Consider the following 17337-nt stretch of genomic DNA (forward strand, 5'->3'; position numbering starts at 1 on the left):
CGCCGGTCCAGCGCCGACTCGACGCCCTTTTGCGAGCGCGGGACGGGCGTCCTCGTTTCGGATCGGCAACAACCGGGGAAAGGCGGGCAAGCCGCCCCGATGCGGGTCAGTGGACGCCGTGGCCGGCGATCAGCGGCAGATCGATCATGAAGATGGAGCCGACGCCGACCTCGCTTTTCACGTCGATGGCGCCGCCCAGCTTCTTGACGGTGCCGAAGACCACCGACAGGCCGAGGCCGGTCCCCTTGCCGAGCGGCTTGGTGGTGAAGAACGGCTCGAAGATCCTCTCCAGCGTCGCCGCGTCCATGCCCGATCCGTTGTCGGCCACCGCGATCCGCGCATAGGAGCCCGGCGGCAGGTCGCCACGGCCCTTCGTCGTGGCCGGATCGATCTCGATTTTCTCCAGCGTCACGTCGACGGCTCCGGCGGCCGGGGCGATCGCCTGGGCCGCGTTGACGATCAGATTGATGAGGATGGTGTCGATCTGCACCGGGGCCGCGCTGATAGGGCCGATGCCGCGCTCCAGGCGGTCGCGGATGGTGACGGAGGCGGGAATGGTCGCCCGCGCGATGACAAGCGCCGCGCGCATCACGTCGTGGAGGTCGAGCGGCTGGGCCGTGTAGGCGTCCTGGCGGCTGAACGCCAGGACCTGGGCGACCAACTGGCGGATTCGCAGCCCCGATTCCAAGACGGTCGTCAGCTGCCGGCGTCCGAGGTCTCGTTCCGGCAGCGATTCCCTGACGAGCTCGGTCAGGGTCAGGATCGGCACCAGCATGTTGTTGACGTCGTGGGCGATGCCGCCGGCCAGGGTGCCGATGGTCTCCAGGCGTTCCATGATCCGCTGGCGGCGCTCGCGCTCGATCTCCTCGGTGATGTCCTGGACGATGCCGATGATCCGCCCGACCTCGCGGCCGCCCGACCGGAAGGCCTTGCCGTGGGCCCTGAGCCAGCGGATGCCGTTGTCGGTGCGGGTACGGCGGAACTCAATCTCGCAGGGGGCGCCCTCGCTCATCAGGCGGTCGAATTCTTCGGCCACGGCCTGGCGGTCCTCGGGGAAGATCTCGCCCAAGAAATCGGCGAGCGCGGTCGAGGCCGCTTCGGATGGCACGCCGGTAATGCGCAGCGCATTGCCGTCGCGGTTGATTTTCCTGCCCATCCCGTCGAGTTCCCACGACCCCATCTCGGCGGCGTCGAGCGCGAAGCTGAGAAGCTCCCGGCTGTCGCGCAGGGCCCCCTCGACCTCGCGACGCTTGAGGGCCATCTGGATGGTGGCGTGCAACTCGCGTTCCGAGATCGGCTTGACCAGATATCCGAACGGCTTGGTGGCGCGGGCCCGTTCCAGCGTGGTGTCTTCGGAATAGGCGGTCAGATAGATGACCGGAATGCCGTCGATGCGGGCCGCCGTATCGATGCCGTCCATGTCGCCGTCGATGTGGATGTCCATGAGCACGACGTCCGGGGGCTGCCGCTCGATGGTCGAGAGGGCCTGGGCGCCGCTGGCGGCGATTCCGTCGACCGCATAGCCCAGCCGGACGAGCTGCTGCTTGAGGTGCAGCGCCACGATGCGCTCGTCTTCGACGATCATCACCTGGGTCGACTGCATCTGGCGGTCCTCCTCATGTTTCCATCGGGAAACGAATTTCGAACCGCGTCGGGTCGCGGCGCTGGATCGTCAGCTTGCCGCCAATCTGGTCGGCAAGGAGGGTCACAAGTTGAAGGCCGAGCGTCGCCGAGTTGTCTATATCGAGGCCGTCCGGCAGGCCGACGCCGTCGTCGCTGACCGAAAGGACGGCCCCGCCGCCCTCGCCGTTCGCCAGCCGGATGTCGATTTTGCCGCCGCGGCCTTGCGGGAAACCGTGCTTCAGCGTGTTGGATATCAGTTCGTTGACGATGAGCCCGCACGGAACCGCCGCATTGATGGGAAGACGGGCGTCGTCGGCATCGACGGAAACCGTGAAGCGGCTCGAATCGATTCCGTAGGAGCCGATCAGGGTTGGCACCAGGGAATCCAGGAAGGTGGCGAAGTCGACCTTGGCGAAGTCGTTCGACTGGTACAGCGTCCGATGGATGAGGGCCATGGAGAGCACGCGGTTCTGGCTTTCGCGCAACATGCCCAGGGCGACTTCGTCGCGGACGCCGGCGGTTTGCAGGCTGAGCAGGCTGTGAATGATCTGAAGGTTGTTCTTGACCCGGTGATGGATCTCGCCCAGCAAAAGGTCCTTTTCTTTGAGCGAGTCGCGAATGCGCTCCTCCTCGCGCTTGCGGTCCGAAATGTCGATGACGGCCGCCAGCACCACCATTCCCTCCTCGGTCTCGATGGGATTGAGGCCGATCTCGACCGGAAACGTGCTGCCGTCCTTGCGCAGGCCGAACAGATCGCGGCCGGCGCCCATCGGCCGCGACCCGGGCTCCCGGAAGAAGCCGGCCCGCATCGCCGAATGCCCTCCCCGCAATGGCTGTGGAACCAGCACCTCCACTTGCTGTCCCAACAATTCGGATCTGTCGTAGCCGAACAGGCGTTCGGCCTGGGCATTGACCATGTCGATGCGGCCGGCCTCGTTGGTCATCAGGATGGCGTACGGGGCATACTCGACGACCCGCCGGAAGCGCTCCTCGCTCTTGCGCAGCGCCTGTTCGATTTTTGCCAGAAGCTCACTTTCCATCGCCTGCTCCGCCCCTCGATGCTCCGAGTGTCGAATGGCATCAGCCCGCCGCAGACCCGGCCCAATAGCTTATCATATTACTACATTATTCAAGCCGGCTCGACATTAGGCAAGAATGCAAGCGTTCCGCCGGTTCCAATGGGATGACGGATTCCGGAGCCTGGGGCTTGGCGGTCAACATCCTACAAAAGAACTCGGATGATAGCTCGGCAGGCGGCGCAAAAAAAAGCGCCGCCACGATCGGCGGCGCCATTTCCCCGTCAAAGGGGGTTATCGCGGTTGCGGAACCAGCCGCAGATAGGGCTTCAACTCGCGCCAGCCGCCGGGGAACTTTTTCTTGGCGTCCTCGTTCGACACCGAGGGCACGATGATGACGTCTTCGCCCTGCGCCCAATTGGCCGGGGTCGCCACGCTGTGCTTGGCGGTGAGCTGCAGCGAATCGATGACCCGCAGCAGTTCCGCGAAATTGCGCCCCGTGCTGGCCGGGTAGGTCAGCGTCAGCTTGACCTTCTTGTCCGGGCCGATGACGAACACCGAGCGCACCGTCAGGGTGTCGTTGGCGTTCGGATGGATCATGTCGTAAAGGTCCGACACATGGCGGTCGCTGTCGGCGATCACCGGAAAGTTGAGCGCGTTGCCCTGCGTTTCCTTGATGTCGGCGGCCCAACGCTCGTGGGATTCGACGGGATCGACGCTAAGCCCGACGACCTTGACGTTGCGCTTGTCGAATTCCTTCTTGAGGCCAGCCAGCGAGCCCAGCTCGGTAGTGCAGACGGGCGTGAAATCCTTGGGATGGGAGAACAGCACCGCCCAGCTGTCGCCGATCCAGTCGTGAAACTTGATGGTGCCCTCGGTCGTGACGGCCGTGAAGTCGGGCGCGATGTCGCCCAATCGAATGGCCATGGGTAATTCCTCCTCGGTCTTGGGTGTCGCCATGACTGCCCCGGGCGCCACATCTGGGAATTGGCCGAGGGGATGTCGAGAGGGAAAGGCCAAAAACATCAAAAATTTTTGTACGATAGTTTTATTTAACATTATTTATTGTATAAATGTGGGGTGGGCCGGCAACGGCGACGACCCGAGCGGGTAGACGCCACGGCGGCGAGGGGGCATGATGCGCCGCCTCGTTCTTTGCTTTTCCTCGATTTGGCCGCCGGGACCCGATGCGCGATTCGCCCCCTCCCCCATGGTACTACCGCCAGTCCGGCGTCATCCCCTACCGGTACGGCGCCGATGGGCCCGAGGTGTTGCTGATCACCTCGCGCACCCGCAAGCGCTGGATTCTTCCCAAGGGGGTCGTCGAGCCGGGGCTGGACGCCGTCGCCTCGGCCGCCAACGAGGCCTTCGAGGAAGCGGGCGTCAAGGGCCGGCTGGCGGAGCCGAGCGTGGGCTCGTTCGCCTACGCGAAATGGGAAGGGATCTGCACCGTCGAGGTGTTCGCCATGACGGTCGAGGAGGTACTGGACGATTGGCCCGAGCGGGCCGAACGCACCCGCCGCTGGCTGCCGCTGGCCGAGGCCGCCGGCCTGGCCGACGACCCGGGAGCCAGCGACCTGATCCGCCGGCTGGGCGAGACATTGGCCGCCGGTGCCTAGTTTTCGTTGAAGTTGCGGCGGCGCTGTTCGAGCGATTGCTCGCCGATGTCGCAGGGCGGCGGCTGGCGCGACGCCGCCCGCAGGAAGCCCGCCGCCGGCAGGGTCGGGGCGAAAGGCGCCGTGGCCGCGGCCCGCAGGACGCGCGGCCTTGCCGGTTCCGCCGGCGCCCGCACGACGAGAGTGCCGCCGGCCGGCGCGATGCCGGCGATCTCGGAAACCAGTTTGCGGCGGACCGCCTCGGCGAAGGAGCCGAACCCCTCGGCCACCACCATGAAGGCGCCCGGCCCGCCGATGACGCAGTAGCGGTAGTAGAGGTCGAGGTCGGGGATCTGCCGCTGGCCGAACGGATTGGCGCGGTCGTTGATGATGGGAAGGCCGTTGACGGTGATGTGCGCCGCCACCGCGGCGTCGCGGGCCAGCGACACCAGCCGGCCCTCGTTGTTGGCGCCGTCGCCCGAAATGTCGATGACCCGGCGGGCGCCCTCGAAGCCGTTGCCGGCGAACATCGGTACCGCGAAGTCGATGGCGTGGCTGATCGAGGTATACATTCCCCGCGTGACCGGCGTCCGGCCGATCCTGTCGACCAGGCCCTGGGCGCTTTCGGCGTCGCGCACCTCGGCCCAGCCGGCGACCACCGTGCGGTGGCCGATGCCGGCCCACTCGACGTAGCTGACGGCGATGGCGCCGCGATAGCCCCCCTTGATGGCGCGGATGACGTCGGGATGGGTGAGCGCGCCGAGATAGCCTTCCCGCTGAAGAAGCGCCTCCTCGCTATCGACGCTTCCCGAGACGTCGACCGCCAGAACCAGTTCCAGGTCCACCGCCACGTCGGCCCGGACATCATCACCCGGTACCGCGACGGCCACCAGCGAGGCCGTGACGACCGAGCCCACCAACAGCATGCGACGCACTGCGATATTCCCTGCATTCGACGGAAACGCGTTTCCTTCAGATGGCCTCGCCTGAGCCTTTCGAAAAGGGGGGCTATACGGCCGGTCATCCCGGGCCGCCCTGGAATCCGTCTTTGCTGCGGCCTATGATCGCGCCGCGCCACCAAAAAAAGGAAACGTCCCTGCGATGATGCGAATTGCCGTCTGCGAACCGGCCTTCGGCCGGCATCCCGTCCTCAAGGCTGAACTTCTCGCCCTGTATCCCGATGCCACCCTCAATGAAGGCGGCCGGGTGTTGGCGGGCGATGCCCTGATCGGTTTTCTCAAGGGGCATCAGGGCGCGATCGTCGGGGCCCAGGCGATGAACGATGCCGTGTTCACGGCGGTGCCGGAACTGACGGTCGTTTCGAAATGGGGCGTCGGGCTCGATACCATCGATTTGGGCGCGATGGCCCGCCACGGCGTGCGGCTGGGCTGGACGGGCGGCGTGAACCGGCTGTCGGTGGCCGAACTGGCCCTGTCTTTCTTCATAAGCCTTCTGCGACAAGTGCCGGCGGCGAGCCGGGATGTCCGCGGCGGCCTATGGCGGCGGCGGATCGGCCGCCACCTCAGCGGCCGCACGGTCGGCATCGTCGGCTGCGGCCACATCGGCAAAGAGGTGGTCCGCCTGCTGGTCCCCTTCGGTTGCCGGGTTCTGGCCCACGACATCCGCGATTACCCCGCTTTCTACGCGGCTCATGGGGTCGAGGCGGTTGAGCTGGAGGATCTGCTGAAAACCGCGGACGTGGTGTCCCTGCACGTGCCGCTCGACGCCACGACGCGGGGCATGATCGATGCCGGGCGGCTGGCGCTGATGCGGCCGGACGCGGTGCTGGTCAATACGGCGCGCGGCGGCATCGTCGACGAATCTGCTCTCAGGGAGGCCCTGAGCGGTGGCCGCCTGGCGGCGGCGGCGTGCGATGCCTTTGCGACGGAACCGCCAACCGATGCCGATCTGCTGGCGCTGCCCAACTTCCTGGCGACACCGCACATCGGCGGCAGCGCGGAAGAGGCCATTCTGGCCATGGGCCGCGGTGCCATTGCTGGCCTTGCGGACAACGCCGTGCCCGATCCGGCAACCGGGAATATCTGAGGAAGCGTATGGGCGGCCGTTTCCCGGCTATCGTCGCGCGGAAGCTCTGTGATAATTTCCTCCGTCGCACGGCCGTACTTGGGGAGGTGCTCCGTGCCGACTGCAAAAAGGGGAGGATCGAAGGCATGAAGTACTGGATGTCGGCAATCGTGGTGGCGACCGTGGCTTTGGCGCCGTCCGCCCAGGCGGAGACGCGGGTTACCTACAAGTCGGCCAAGACCGCGTCGTCGTATTATCAGATGGCGGTCCAGGTCGCCGAATCGGTCAAGGCGGGTTCCGGCGGTGCGATGATCGTGACCGTCGAGGAGAGCCAGGGGTCCGAGCAGAATGTGCGCGAGGCGGCCAAACGGAAGGGCAACTACGTCTTCACCACCCCGCCCGGCCTGATCGACAGCGCCCTGGAAGGAAAGAAGCCGTTTTCCGCCGACGAGGCCTACAAATCCATCCGGGCCCTGTTTCCCGTTCCATCCCTGACCATGCACTGGGTGGTGCGCGCCGACACCGGTATCAAGGATTTCGCCGATCTGGAGGGCAAGTCGTTCATCATCGGCAAGGGCAGCTTCGGCGCTCGCCAGACCGAGGCGGTGTTCAAGGCCCTGGGCCTGGAAGGCAAGGTGAAATTTGTCGACGTCGAGCTCAACTCGGCCGTCCCGGCCCTGAAGAACCGTCAGATCGACGGTTTCGCCACCGCCGGCTCGTGGCCGGCGCCGAACGTGCAGGAGGCGGGGGCGAGCGTCGATATCCGCCTGTTGAGCCTGAGCGAGGCGCAGCTTGCCAAGGTATCCGGCACCAAACTGGTGATTCCGGCCGGCACCTACAAAGGCGTCGACACCGACGTGACCACCATTTCCATGCCGGTCGGGACCTATGCGACGACCGCCATGGACGACGCCACGGCCTATACGTTGACCAAGACGTTTTGGACCCAGCTTGACGCCATGACCAAGATGAATTCGTGGTGGCACGGCGTGAAGGCCGACATGATCGGCGCATTGGCCGGCAAACTCCATCCGGGTGCGCTGAAGTATTATGCCGAAGCGGGGATCCCCGTCCCGGCATCCCTCAAGTAGCTCTCGTCGCACGCAAAGCCAGGCGCAGAGGCCGTCCATGTCCCGATTGCTGACGTCAGGGGCGGTCTTTGCTCTGGCCGCAACTTCGGTCGTCTTTCACCTGTACCTGATCTTTTCGGGGCTGCTGCCCAATCTGGTGACCCGGCCCCTGCATTTGGCGCTGGCGTTGCCGTGGGTATTCGTCATCGGTGCCGAGGGCGGCCCGTTGCGCCGCTGGTTCGGTTACGTGCTTTGCACCGTCGGCATGGCGGCCTCCATTTGGATCGCCTGGAACCGGGATATGCTGGTGGACCAGTACGGTTCCCTGGAAGGACCTTTCCAGTACGGGTTGGCCATCGCCCTGATCGTCGTCGTTCTCGAAATGGCGCGCCGCCGCATCAAGGCGGCATTGCCCAGTGTCGCCCTGCTGGCCCTCGCCTATGGTCTTTTCGGTCATCTGATTCCCGGCCAGTTCGGCCATCCTGGCATGCCGCTCGACAGCTTCCTCGGCACCCTGGTGGTGGCGGGTGGCGGGCTGTGGGGGGAACTGACGGGCATTTCCGTCAACGTTGTCGCCGTCTTCGTCATTCTCGGGGCTTTCGTCAGCGCGTCCGAAGGTGGGCCCGGTTTCATGCTGCTGGCAATCCGGTTGGCCGGACGGATGCGGGCCGGGCCGGCCAAGGTCGCGGTCTTGTCGTCGGCGATGTTCGGGTCGATCTCGGGCTCGGCGTCGGCCAACGTGGCCTCGACCGGCGCGGTGACCCTTCCGGCGATGAAGAAGCTCGGCTATCCGCCGGCCTTTGCCGCCGCGGTCGAGGCTGTCGCCTCGTCGGGCGGCCAGATCATGCCGCCGCTGATGGGGGCCGGCGCCTTCCTGATGGTCGAAATGCTGCGGATCACCTACGTCGACGTCATGACCGCGGCTATCTTGCCGTCGATTCTTTTCTTCTGGGCGACATGGGTCGGGGTCGACCATTTCGCCAAGGGCCATGGTCTGCGCGGCATGGCGCCCGAAGAAACCCCGCCATGGGGTGACGTCATCCGGACGGCGCCCTTCTTCCTGGCGCCGTTTGGCGCGCTCTTGGCGATCCTGTTTTTCACCGGCTACACGGCGCAGTATGCCGCGGCAATCGCCACCGGCATCTCCATGCTATTGCTGGCGGCGGATCGGACCGGCCGCGTTTCCCTCGGCCGCTGGTGGCGGGAACTCCGGACGGCGGTCCTTGACGCCGCACGGCAGATTGCCACGGTTGCCGCCATCATCATCTGCGCGGGTTTGGTGATCGGCGTCCTCAACATGACCGGTCTCGGCGTCAAGGTGACTTCGGTGATCATCGCGTTGTCGGGCGGCACGCTGTGGATCGCCCTGCTCCTCACGGCCATTGCCTGTCTGATTCTCGGCATGGAGGTGCCGACGACCGCCGCCTACGTCATCTGCGTATCGGTTGCGGGGCCGGCCCTGCAGAACCTGGGGCTGCCGGCGTTGCACGCCCACCTTTTCATCTTCTGGTACGCCCTGCTCTCGACCATTACGCCGCCGGTCTGCGGCACCGTGTTCATCGCCGCGGCGATGGCCGACGCGCCATGGGTGGCGGTGGCCAATCGCGCCATGCGGTTGGGATTGGGGCTCTACGTCGTCCCCCTTGCCTTTATCGTCAACCCGGCCTTGATCCATCCCGAAATCAGCCTGCCGCTGGCGCTGCTGGCCATGGTCAAGATCGGGGCCGGCATCTGGTTGATGAGCGCCGCTGTTGCCGGGCATGGCCGGCGGTTGTGGGCGGCCCCATTGTATTTCGCCCTGGGCGCCGCGGTGATTTTCGTGGGCGGGGTGGGGTGATCGGCTCGTTCGGCGGCGGTCCGTCGAACCGCCCGATCCGGAATCAAAAGACCCGGCCGAAGCATCGGCCGGGTCTTTTAAAATTTGGTGGAGCCGGACGGAATCGAACCGACGACCTCTTGAATGCCATTCAAGCGCTCTCCCAACTGAGCTACGGCCCCATCTGGGATGCCCATCTGCCAGCGGCCCGCCTTGCGGCTCGACCTTGGCGTCGGGGGCCGCAAAATAGAAGGGAACCCCCCGCAGGGCAAGCGAAAAACAGTGGCGGAATCAACTTCTGTCTACGGCGTCCGTGTCGTTGACGTGATCCATCACTTCCGACATGTCGTCGTCGTCCTCGCCCAACTCGGAGGCATCCTCCAGCAGGGCGTCTTCTTCGGCTTCGGCCTTCAACGGCTCGATCCCGGCGTCGGCGTCGTCCAACACCTCCTCCTCGACCTCCTCGATGGCGTCGTCCTCGAAGGCCGGCACCTCGACGCCTGGCGCCAGATCGTCCTCCACCACCGCCGGGGCCGGGGCCTTGCTGACGGCGGGCACCGGGACGCCCCGTCGCGGCCGGACGACCGCGCGCGGCGTGAACGGTGTGCCGCACTTGGGACATGTCGGGGGATCGCGACGCATGTCATAGAAGCGGGCGCCGCAATTCTGGCAGAATCGCTTCATTCCCCATTCCGGTTTAGCCACGCGGAACCTCCTGGTAATCGGTCGCACTCACTTGGGTGCCAATTGCCATGAAAAAAAGCCCCTGTCAAAACCGAAAAAGTCTCTCTGCGGATTTTCCCCCCGCCGGCCACCGCTGTCGAGGCCTCAGCGGGCCTCTACCCCAGTGGGAGGAAGATGTGCTAGAGACAGGTCCCCGCCCCTTCCGGGCGGTGCCTGCAACCGCCAGATCAGGGATGGTCCGCCCCTTGAGTTCGCTGATTTCCCGCAAGGCGGCCGGCCTTTCCGGCCGCATCGCCGTCCCCGGCGACAAATCGGTGTCGCATCGGGCGCTGATGCTGGGCGCGCTCGCCGTCGGCGAAACCGCGATCGAGGGGCTGCTGGAAGCCGAAGACGTGCTTGGCACGGCGGCGGCGGTATCGGCTCTGGGCGCCGCCGCCCGGCGTGACGACGACGGCGTCTGGCGGGTCGCGGGGCGCGGCGTCGGCGGCTTGGCCGAGCCCGACCGCGTGCTCGACATGGGCAATTCGGGGACCGGGGCCCGGCTGCTCATGGGCATTCTGGCCACCCATCCCTTCACCACCTTCATGACCGGCGACGCCTCGTTGTGCCGGCGGCCGATGCGCCGCGTCACCGAACCCCTGGCCGCCTTCGGCGCCCGCTTCGTGACGCGCGCCGGCGGCCGCTTCCCGGCGGCCATCGTCGGCGCCGTCGACCCGCTGCCGGTGACCTATCGCTCGCCCGTGGCCTCGGCCCAGGTGAAATCGGCGGTGCTGCTGGCCGGCCTCAACGCGCCGGGCACCACCACCGTCATCGAGGGCCGGCCGACCCGCGATCATACCGAACTGATGCTCAGGCATTTCGGCGCCCGCCTGCGAATCGAGGACGCCGGCGACGGCGCCCGGGCCGTTTCGCTCTCCGGCCAGCCTGAACTGGCGGCTGCCCGCGTGCGCGTGCCCGGCGACATTTCCTCGGCGGCCTTCCCGCTGGTCGGCGCCGCCCTTATCGAGGGCTCGGCCCTGACGCTTACGGGCGTCGGCATCAATCCGCTGCGCACCGGCCTCATCGCCACCCTTGAGGAAATGGGCGCCGCCATCAGCCTCACCGACGTCCGCACCGAGGCGGGCGAGCCGGTGGCCGACCTGAAGGTCGCTGGCGGCCGGCTTAAGGGCGTCGACGTGCCGGCCGAGCGCGCGCCGACGATGATCGACGAATACCCCGTCCTGGCCATCGCCGCCGCCTGCGCCGAGGGCGCCACCCGCCTTTTCGGCGTGGGCGAATTGCGGGTCAAGGAAAGCGACCGTTTGGCCGCCATCGCCCGCGGGCTCGCCGCCTGCGGGGTCAAAGTCGAGGAAACCGCCGATTCGCTGGTCATTCACGGCACCGGCCGGCCGCCCAGGGGCGGGGCCCGGGTGGCCGTCGACCTCGATCACCGCATCGCCATGGCCTTCCTGGTGCTGGGGCTTTTGAGCGAAGAGCCTGTCGGCGTCGACGACGCCGGCCCGATCGCCACCAGTTTCCCCGGCTTCGTCGACCTGATGAACGGCCTCGGCGCGCGCATCGCGACGGAAGGAAGCAGGCCATGATCATTGCCATCGACGGCCCCGCCGCCTCGGGCAAGGGCACGCTCGCCCGCCGCCTGGCCGACCATCTGGGATACGCCCTGCTGGATACCGGCCTGCTCTATCGGGCGGTCGGCATGAAGGTGGTGCGCGCCGGCGGCGACGCCGCCGACGCCGAGGCCGCCGCCGAGGCCGCCCGCAATCTCGCGGCCGGCGAGCTCGAGGCGGCCGATCTGCGCAGCGACGCAGCCGCTTCCGCCGCCTCGAAGGTGGGCGCCATTCCCGCGGTCAGGGCCGCCCTGCTCGACTTCCAGCGCACCTTCGCCGCCCATCCGCCGGGCGCCGCCGGCGGCGCCGTTCTCGACGGCCGCGACATCGGCACCGTGGTGTGCCCCGACGCCGACGCCAAGCTGTTCGTCACCGCCTCGATCGAAGTTCGCGCCGAGCGGCGTCTTAAAGAGTTGCGGGCGCGCGGGCTCGAAGCTATACATAGCCGCGTTCTCCAGGAGATGAAGGAGCGGGATAGCCGCGACGCAAGCCGCGCGGTGGCACCATTGGAACCGGCCAAGGATGCGTTCGTCCTCGATACGAGCGCGCTCGATCCGGACGCCGTGTTCGCAGAGGCGCTCGCTTTCGTCAAGGCGCGGGGCAATCGCCGATAAAACCCCACATCATCGCAATGGAGTCGCGTTGCCGATCTAGGGCGTTCCGCGTTGGGACGCCGTGAAACGTTCAAGTCACTCAAATGGTGAAAGACCGCCGGATACAACCGGCCGGCCAGGATAATGGAAGAGTAGGAAAGGATTATCACTTTGATGGTTGCTGAAAGCGCAAACCTGCCGGGCGAGGGAATCGAGTCCGGCCTGAAAGAGAATTTCGCCGATCTGCTTGACGAGGCCATGGGGCCGGAAGGCTTCGAGGGCCGAGTCGTCACCGGGACGGTCATCGGCGTCGACAACGACATGGTGCTGATCGACGTCGGCCTCAAATCGGAAGGCCGGGTGCCGGCCAAAGAATTCGCCTCTCCCGGCCAGGAGTTCGACCTCAAGGCCGGCAGCAAGGTCGACGTCTTCGTCGAACGCTACGAGGATCGCGACGGCGTCGTCCGCCTGAGCCGCGAGAAGGCCCGCCGCGAAGAGGCGTGGACCGAACTCGAAAAGGCCTTCACCGATGGCCGCCGCGTCAACGGCGTCATCTTCCGCCGGGTCAAGGGCGGCTTCACCGTCGACCTGTCGGGCGCCGTGGCGTTCCTGCCGGGCAGCCAGGTCGACATCCGTCCGGTTCGCGACATCGCGCCCCTGATGGGCACGCCGCAACCCTTCCAGATCCTCAAGATGGAGCGCAACCGCTCGAACATCGTGGTGTCGCGCCGCGCCGTGCTCGAGGAAGCCCGCGCCGAGGCCCGCGCCGAGCTGGTGGCCAACCTCAAGGAAGGCCAGGTTCTCGACGGCGTGGTGAAGAACATCACCGATTACGGCGCCTTCGTCGATCTGGGCGGGGTGGATGGCCTGCTGCACGTCACCGACATCGCGTGGCGCCGCATCAACCATCCGAGCGAAGCCCTGCAGATCGGCCAGACGGTCAAGGTGCAGGTCATCCGCTTCAATGCCGAAACCCAGCGCATCTCGCTCGGCATGAAGCAGCTCGACGCCGATCCGTGGGAGGGCGTGCAGGCCAAGTACCAGCCGGGCAGCAAGTTCACCGGCCGCGTCACCAACATCACCGACTACGGCGCCTTCGTCGAACTGGAGCCGGGTGTCGAGGGTCTGGTCCACGTCTCCGAAATGAGCTGGACCAAGAAGAACGTGCACCCCGGCAAGATCGTCTCGACCAGCCAGGAAGTCGAGGTCATGGTGCTGGATGCCGACCCCGAGAAGCGGCGCATCAGCCTGGGCCTCAAGCAGTGCCTGACCAACCCGTGGGACGCCTTTGCGGCCGCCCATCCGGCCGGCTCCCTGGTCGAGGGCGAGGTCAAGAACATCACCGAGTTCGGCCTGTTCATCGGCCTGCCCGGCGAGATCGACGGCATGGCCCACCTTTCCGACCTGTCCTGGGAAAAGCCGGGCGAAAAAGCCCTGGCCGATTACAAGAAGGGCGACAAGGTGCAGGCCAAGGTGCTTGACGTCGACGTCGAGAAGGAACGCATCAGCCTGGGCGTCAAGCAGCTGACCAGCGATCCGTTCGAGTCGGGCGTCGTCGGTCTCAAGCGGGGCGACGTCGTCACCTGCACGGTCATCGCCGTTCAGGACGCCGGCATCGAGGTCAAGGTCGGCGATTCCGGCATGACCGGCTTCATCCGCAAGGCCGACCTGTCGCGCGACCGCAGCGAGCAGCGGCCCGACCGCTTCGCGGCGGACGAGAAGGTCGACGCCAAGATCACCCAGATCGACCACGGCGGACGTCGCCTCGGGTTGTCGATCAAGGCCCTGGAGATCCAGGAAGAGAAGCGGGCGATGGCCGAATACGGCTCGTCCGATGCCGGGGCCAGCCTGGGCGACATTCTCGGCGCGGCGATCCAGCAGAAGCGCGAAGAGGCCGAGCGCAAGCAGAAGGCCGAGGCCGAGCGCAAGAGCGGCGCCAAGAAGAAGGCCTCCGCCAAGTCCGAGGAGCCCAAGGCCGAGGAACCCACGGCCGAGGAGCCCAAGGCCGAGGAGGTCGCTGAGGCGGCGGCGGAAGCTGCGGTCGAGGCCGAGGCCGAGCCGAAGCCCAAGAAGACCAGGGCGAAGAAGGCCAAGGCCGAATCGGACGAAGCCGAGCCCGCGGCCGAAGAGTAACGGGAACGTGCGGGCGGTGGCGAAGGGCCGCCGCCCGCCGGTTCCGACGACAGTTCGACGGCGGTGCCCGACCGGGACCGCCCCGGTGGCAACGGAGGTCGAATGTCCCTGGATGCCGACCGTTTGATCGACAGGCGTCGCCTCAAGCGACGCCTGACCTTTTGGCGGCTGGCGGCGATCGTCGCCATCGTCGCCTTCATCGCCGCCGTGGCCGGTCGCTACGCCGACGGGGTGTCGGGCGGCTACGTGGCCAAGCTGACCGTCGAGGGTATCATCCTCGACGACGCTGCCCGCACCGACGCGCTCGCGGCCGTTGCCGGGGACGGCGACGCCAAGGCCCTGATCGTCTACATCGACAGCCCGGGCGGCAGCGTGGTCGGCGGCGAATCGCTGTTCCGCGGCCTGCGCGAGGTGGCCGCCGCCAAACCGGTAGTGGCGGTCATGGGCGATCTCGCCACCTCGGCCGGCTACATGGCGGCGATCGGGGCCGATCGCGTCTTCGCCAGGGCCGGCTCGGTCACCGGGTCCATCGGCGTCATCATGCAGTCGGCCGACATCACCGGGCTGCTCGACAAGCTGGGCATCAGGCCCGAGATCATCAAAAGCGCGCCGCTCAAGGCCCAGCCCAATCCCTTCGAGCCGTTCAGCCCGGCGGCCCGCGAGGCGACGCGCGTGGTGGTAGCCGACATCTTCGAGCTGTTCGTCGACATGGTGGTGGAACGCCGCGAAATGGCCCGCGAGCGGGTTCTCGGCCTGGCCGACGGCCGGGTCTTCACCGGCCGGCAGGCCAAGGCCAATGGCCTTGTCGACGACCTGGGCGGCGAGGCCGAGGCCCGCCAGTGGCTGACCGAGGCCAAGGGCATCGCCGAGGGGTTGCCGGTGCGCCCCGTCGAAATCGCCCGCGAGGACGGATGGTGGCGCGAACTTCTCGATGCGTCGGTTGGAAAAAGCGTGTTTTCTGAAAGACTTAGACTTGACGGGCTGGTTTCGGTTTGGCACCCTGAGGGGCGCTAGGCGGGCGGAGTCGCCTTCTCGCTCCGCCGGGGGACGCACCAGAAAAGGATTTGCGGTATGACGAAGTCGGAGTTGATCGCGCGCCTTGCCGAGGCCAACCCGCATCTGTACCACCGGGACATCGAGCGGATCGTCACCACCATTTTCGACGAGATCACGGCGGCCCTGGCCGACGGCGATCGGGTGGAATTGCGCGGGTTCGGCGCCTTTTCGGTCAAGGAGCGGGGCTCGCGCCTCGGCCGCAATCCGCGCACCGGCGATTCCGTCGACGTGCCGGCCAAGTACATTCCCTACTTCAAGACCGGCAAGCAGCTGCGTCAGATTCTGAATACCTGACCGGCCCTTCCGGCGGGCGCCCATCCGCCGAAGCTTGAAAGGACGCTCCGTGTCGAGGCTGCTCTCCTGGATCATCATGGTGCCAGTGGCGCTGGCGGTGATCAGTTTCGCGGTCAACAACCGGGCCGCCGTCACGGTCGACCTGTGGCCGGTGCCGTTCTCCGTCGAGGCGCCGCTGTTCGCCGTCGTGCTGGCCAGCCTGGTCGGCGGCGTGGTGGTGGGCGGCCTCATCGCCTGGCTGTCCGGCGGCCGCGCCCGTCACCGCGCGCGGGCCAACGCCCGGCGCGCCGCCGCCGCCGAGCAGGAACTTTCCACCCTGCGCCAGCGGCTGGGCGACATCGCCGGCGATGAGCCGGCGGCCGGGCCGGCGGTGCCGGCGCGGCTGGATTCCGCCTGATTTGGCTTCCCAGCGAGGGATCGACATGCCCCGTCCGACCAATCGCATCTTCGTCGCCGTCGATACCACCGATCCCGGGCGGGCGGCAGACCTGGCGGCCGACCTCGGCGGGCTGGTCGGCGGCCTCAAGCTGGGCAAGGAGTTCTTCACCGCCAACGGCCCGCAGGGCGCGCGCCGGGTGATCGACGCCGCCGGCTTGCCGCTGTTCCTCGACCTCAAGTTCCACGACATCCCCAACACGGTGGCCGCCGCGGTGCGGGCCGCGTTGCCGCTGCATCCCTTCATGCTCGACGTCCACGCCGCCGGCGGCCCCGCCATGATGCGCGCCGCCGCCGCGGCCGCCGCCGAGGCCGGGCCATCGCGCCCGCTGGTGCTGGGCGTCACCGTGCTGACCTCGCTCACCGACGACGATCTGGCGGCGATGGGGGTCGCCGGCAAGACCACCGAGCAGGTGGTCCGCCTGGCCCGCCTGGCCCAGGAATGCGGCCTCGACGGCGTCGTCTGCTCGGCCAAGGAAATCGTCGCCCTGCGCGGCGCCTGCGGCGCCGGCTTCAAGCTGGTGGTGCCGGGCATCCGTCCGGCCTGGGCCGCCGCCGACGACCAGCGGCGCATCGTCACGCCCGGCGAGGCCATGGCGCTGGGCGCCGACTTCCTGGTCATCGGCCGGCCGATCACCGGCGCCGCCGACCCCGCCGAGGCGGCGCGGCGCATCGCCGACGAGATCGGCCGCTCGTGATGGGTGTCGACGTCAAGATCTGCGGGCTGAGCACGCCCGAGGCTGTCAAAGCGGCCGCGGCGGGCGGCGCCCGCTACATCGGCTTCGTCTTCTTTCCGCCGTCGCCACGCTTCGTCAAGCCGGCCGTGGCCGCCGAACTGGGGGGATACGCCAACGGCGACATCGTCCGGGTCGGCCTGACGGTCGATGCCGACGACGCCGCGCTCGCCGATATTGTTGCTCATGCCCGCATCGATCGCCTGCAACTGCACGGCCGCGAAAGCCCCGAGCGGGTGGCCGAGGTGCGCCGCCGTTTCGGCCTGCCGGTGATCAAGGCATTGCCCATCGCCGGGCCGGACGACGTGGCCGCCGCGCGGACCTACGAAGAAGTGGCCGACATGCTGCTGTTCGACGCCCGGCCGCCGGCCGGGGCCGACCGTCCGGGCGGCAACGCCCTTTCCTTCGACTGGCGCCTGCTGGCCGCCGCGACGTGGCGACGGCCGTGGATGCTGGCTGGCGGCCTGACCGCCGCCAACCTGGCCGAGGCGGTGCGCCAGAGCGGGGCCGGGGCGGTCGACGTGTCCTCGGGGGTCGAAGACCAGCCGGGGGTCAAGAACGTGCTGAAAATCCAGGAATTTCTGCAAGCGGCGGGGCGCTGCTGAACGAACCGTGTCGGCCTCGCCGCCGGCGGCGAAACAAAGAACTCCGTTTTG

At 67.4% G+C, this 17337-nt stretch carries 17 protein-coding genes and 1 tRNA gene; 12 read left to right on the top strand and 6 right to left on the bottom strand.

The window, feature by feature from the left end:
• Nucleotides 1–106: 106 nt before the first annotated feature.
• The 3 genes from ODR01_RS03140 to ODR01_RS03150 all read right to left on the bottom strand — a co-directional run bounded on the left by ODR01_RS03140 (nucleotide 107) and on the right by ODR01_RS03150 (nucleotide 3566).
• Entirely contained in the window at nucleotides 107–1603 is a 1497-nt protein-coding gene (locus ODR01_RS03140; RefSeq protein WP_316976130.1) for an ATP-binding response regulator, read from the bottom strand.
• A 13-nt stretch (nucleotides 1604–1616) separates the two neighbouring features.
• The gene (locus ODR01_RS03145) at nucleotides 1617–2663 is read right to left on the bottom strand and encodes a sensor histidine kinase (protein ID WP_316976131.1); all 1047 of its coding nucleotides are present in this window, start codon (nucleotides 2661–2663) and stop codon (nucleotides 1617–1619) included.
• Nucleotides 2664–2933: 270 nt separating this feature from the next.
• Entirely contained in the window at nucleotides 2934–3566 is a 633-nt protein-coding gene (locus ODR01_RS03150; protein WP_316976132.1) for a peroxiredoxin, read from the bottom strand.
• A 260-nt stretch (nucleotides 3567–3826) separates the two neighbouring features.
• Between ODR01_RS03150 and ODR01_RS03155 the strand changes: the two genes are divergently transcribed.
• A complete protein-coding gene (locus ODR01_RS03155) occupies nucleotides 3827–4258 on the top strand; it encodes an NUDIX hydrolase (RefSeq protein WP_316976133.1) in 432 nt (143 codons plus the stop codon).
• On the opposite strand, the gene ODR01_RS03160 is transcribed toward ODR01_RS03155, so the two are convergent.
• Nucleotides 4255–5160 carry a DUF1194 domain-containing protein gene (locus tag ODR01_RS03160; RefSeq protein ID WP_316976213.1) on the bottom strand — a complete coding sequence of 302 codons (906 nt, stop codon included), beginning with the start codon at nucleotides 5158–5160 and terminating at the stop codon, nucleotides 4255–4257. The two genes, ODR01_RS03155 and ODR01_RS03160, sit on opposite strands and share 4 nt — an antisense overlap.
• Nucleotides 5161–5335: 175 nt before the next feature.
• On the opposite strand from ODR01_RS03160, the gene ODR01_RS03165 reads away from it, so the two are divergent.
• The 3 genes from ODR01_RS03165 (at nucleotide 5336) to ODR01_RS03175 (ending at nucleotide 9166) form a co-directional block, all read left to right on the top strand.
• Complete coding sequence (locus ODR01_RS03165; RefSeq protein ID WP_316976134.1) at nucleotides 5336–6280, top strand: phosphoglycerate dehydrogenase; 945 nt, start codon at nucleotides 5336–5338, stop codon at nucleotides 6278–6280.
• 125 nt (nucleotides 6281–6405) lie between these two features.
• The gene (locus tag ODR01_RS03170) at nucleotides 6406–7350 is read left to right on the top strand and encodes a TAXI family TRAP transporter solute-binding subunit (RefSeq protein ID WP_316976135.1); all 945 of its coding nucleotides are present in this window, start codon (nucleotides 6406–6408) and stop codon (nucleotides 7348–7350) included.
• Between the two features lie 37 nt (nucleotides 7351–7387).
• Nucleotides 7388–9166 carry a TRAP transporter permease gene (locus tag ODR01_RS03175; RefSeq protein WP_316976136.1) on the top strand — a complete coding sequence of 593 codons (1779 nt, stop codon included), beginning with the start codon at nucleotides 7388–7390 and terminating at the stop codon, nucleotides 9164–9166.
• An 85-nt stretch (nucleotides 9167–9251) separates the two neighbouring features.
• Here the strand turns inward: ODR01_RS03175 and ODR01_RS03180 are convergent.
• Nucleotides 9252–9327 (bottom strand) — tRNA-Ala (locus ODR01_RS03180).
• 109 nt (nucleotides 9328–9436) lie between these two features.
• Complete coding sequence (locus tag ODR01_RS03185; RefSeq protein WP_316976137.1) at nucleotides 9437–9877, bottom strand: TIGR02300 family protein; 441 nt, start codon at nucleotides 9875–9877, stop codon at nucleotides 9437–9439.
• Between the two features lie 185 nt (nucleotides 9878–10062).
• Here ODR01_RS03185 and aroA point away from each other — a divergent pair, with 185 nt between their 5' ends.
• The 8 genes from aroA (at nucleotide 10063) to ODR01_RS03225 (ending at nucleotide 17286) form a co-directional block, all read left to right on the top strand.
• Nucleotides 10063–11412 carry a 3-phosphoshikimate 1-carboxyvinyltransferase gene (aroA, locus tag ODR01_RS03190; protein ID WP_316976138.1) on the top strand — a complete coding sequence of 450 codons (1350 nt, stop codon included), beginning with the start codon at nucleotides 10063–10065 and terminating at the stop codon, nucleotides 11410–11412.
• The gene (gene cmk, locus ODR01_RS03195) at nucleotides 11409–12050 is read left to right on the top strand and encodes a (d)CMP kinase (RefSeq protein WP_316976139.1); all 642 of its coding nucleotides are present in this window, start codon (nucleotides 11409–11411) and stop codon (nucleotides 12048–12050) included. Before aroA ends, cmk begins: the two co-directional genes overlap by 4 nt.
• A gap of 153 nt (nucleotides 12051–12203) precedes the next feature.
• Complete coding sequence (gene rpsA, locus ODR01_RS03200) at nucleotides 12204–14162, top strand: 30S ribosomal protein S1 (protein WP_316976140.1); 1959 nt, start codon at nucleotides 12204–12206, stop codon at nucleotides 14160–14162.
• A gap of 102 nt (nucleotides 14163–14264) precedes the next feature.
• Nucleotides 14265–15176, top strand: a complete 912-nt coding sequence (gene sppA / locus ODR01_RS03205; protein ID WP_316976141.1) for a signal peptide peptidase SppA — start codon at nucleotides 14265–14267, stop codon at nucleotides 15174–15176.
• Between the two features lie 57 nt (nucleotides 15177–15233).
• The gene (locus ODR01_RS03210) at nucleotides 15234–15512 is read left to right on the top strand and encodes an integration host factor subunit beta (protein WP_316976142.1); all 279 of its coding nucleotides are present in this window, start codon (nucleotides 15234–15236) and stop codon (nucleotides 15510–15512) included.
• Nucleotides 15513–15561: 49 nt separating this feature from the next.
• On the top strand, nucleotides 15562–15909 hold the full coding sequence (locus tag ODR01_RS03215) for a lipopolysaccharide assembly protein LapA domain-containing protein (protein WP_316976143.1): 348 nt from the start codon (nucleotides 15562–15564) through the stop codon (nucleotides 15907–15909).
• Between the two features lie 25 nt (nucleotides 15910–15934).
• A complete protein-coding gene (gene pyrF, locus ODR01_RS03220) occupies nucleotides 15935–16645 on the top strand; it encodes an orotidine-5'-phosphate decarboxylase (protein ID WP_316976144.1) in 711 nt (236 codons plus the stop codon).
• A complete protein-coding gene (locus ODR01_RS03225; RefSeq protein ID WP_316976145.1) occupies nucleotides 16645–17286 on the top strand; it encodes a phosphoribosylanthranilate isomerase in 642 nt (213 codons plus the stop codon). Before pyrF ends, ODR01_RS03225 begins: the two co-directional genes overlap by 1 nt.
• Nucleotides 17287–17337: the final 51 nt, after the last annotated feature.

It is taken from the genome of Shumkonia mesophila, from assembly GCF_026163695.1.
GTDB lineage: Bacteria > Pseudomonadota > Alphaproteobacteria > Rhodospirillales > Shumkoniaceae > Shumkonia > Shumkonia mesophila.

Bases quoted from the DNA above. Each gene is read 5' to 3' on its own strand.
- ODR01_RS03140 (WP_316976130.1), bottom strand. From the start codon at position 1,603: ATGCAGTCGACCCAGGTGATGATCGTCGAAGACGAGCGCATCGTGGCG.
- ODR01_RS03145 (WP_316976131.1), bottom strand. From the start codon at position 2,663: ATGGAAAGTGAGCTTCTGGCAAAAATCGAACAGGCGCTGCGCAAGAGC.
- ODR01_RS03150 (WP_316976132.1), bottom strand. From the start codon at position 3,566: ATGGCCATTCGATTGGGCGACATCGCGCCCGACTTCACGGCCGTCACG.
- ODR01_RS03155 (WP_316976133.1), top strand. From the start codon at position 3,827: ATGCGCGATTCGCCCCCTCCCCCATGGTACTACCGCCAGTCCGGCGTC.
- ODR01_RS03160 (WP_316976213.1), bottom strand. From the start codon at position 5,160: ATGCTGTTGGTGGGCTCGGTCGTCACGGCCTCGCTGGTGGCCGTCGCG.
- ODR01_RS03165 (WP_316976134.1), top strand. From the start codon at position 5,336: ATGATGCGAATTGCCGTCTGCGAACCGGCCTTCGGCCGGCATCCCGTC.
- ODR01_RS03170 (WP_316976135.1), top strand. From the start codon at position 6,406: ATGAAGTACTGGATGTCGGCAATCGTGGTGGCGACCGTGGCTTTGGCG.
- ODR01_RS03175 (WP_316976136.1), top strand. From the start codon at position 7,388: ATGTCCCGATTGCTGACGTCAGGGGCGGTCTTTGCTCTGGCCGCAACT.
- aroA (WP_316976138.1), top strand. From the start codon at position 10,063: ATGGTCCGCCCCTTGAGTTCGCTGATTTCCCGCAAGGCGGCCGGCCTT.
- cmk (WP_316976139.1), top strand. From the start codon at position 11,409: ATGATCATTGCCATCGACGGCCCCGCCGCCTCGGGCAAGGGCACGCTC.
- rpsA (WP_316976140.1), top strand. From the start codon at position 12,204: ATGGTTGCTGAAAGCGCAAACCTGCCGGGCGAGGGAATCGAGTCCGGC.
- sppA (WP_316976141.1), top strand. From the start codon at position 14,265: ATGTCCCTGGATGCCGACCGTTTGATCGACAGGCGTCGCCTCAAGCGA.
- ODR01_RS03210 (WP_316976142.1), top strand. From the start codon at position 15,234: ATGACGAAGTCGGAGTTGATCGCGCGCCTTGCCGAGGCCAACCCGCAT.
- pyrF (WP_316976144.1), top strand. From the start codon at position 15,935: ATGCCCCGTCCGACCAATCGCATCTTCGTCGCCGTCGATACCACCGAT.
- ODR01_RS03225 (WP_316976145.1), top strand. From the start codon at position 16,645: ATGGGTGTCGACGTCAAGATCTGCGGGCTGAGCACGCCCGAGGCTGTC.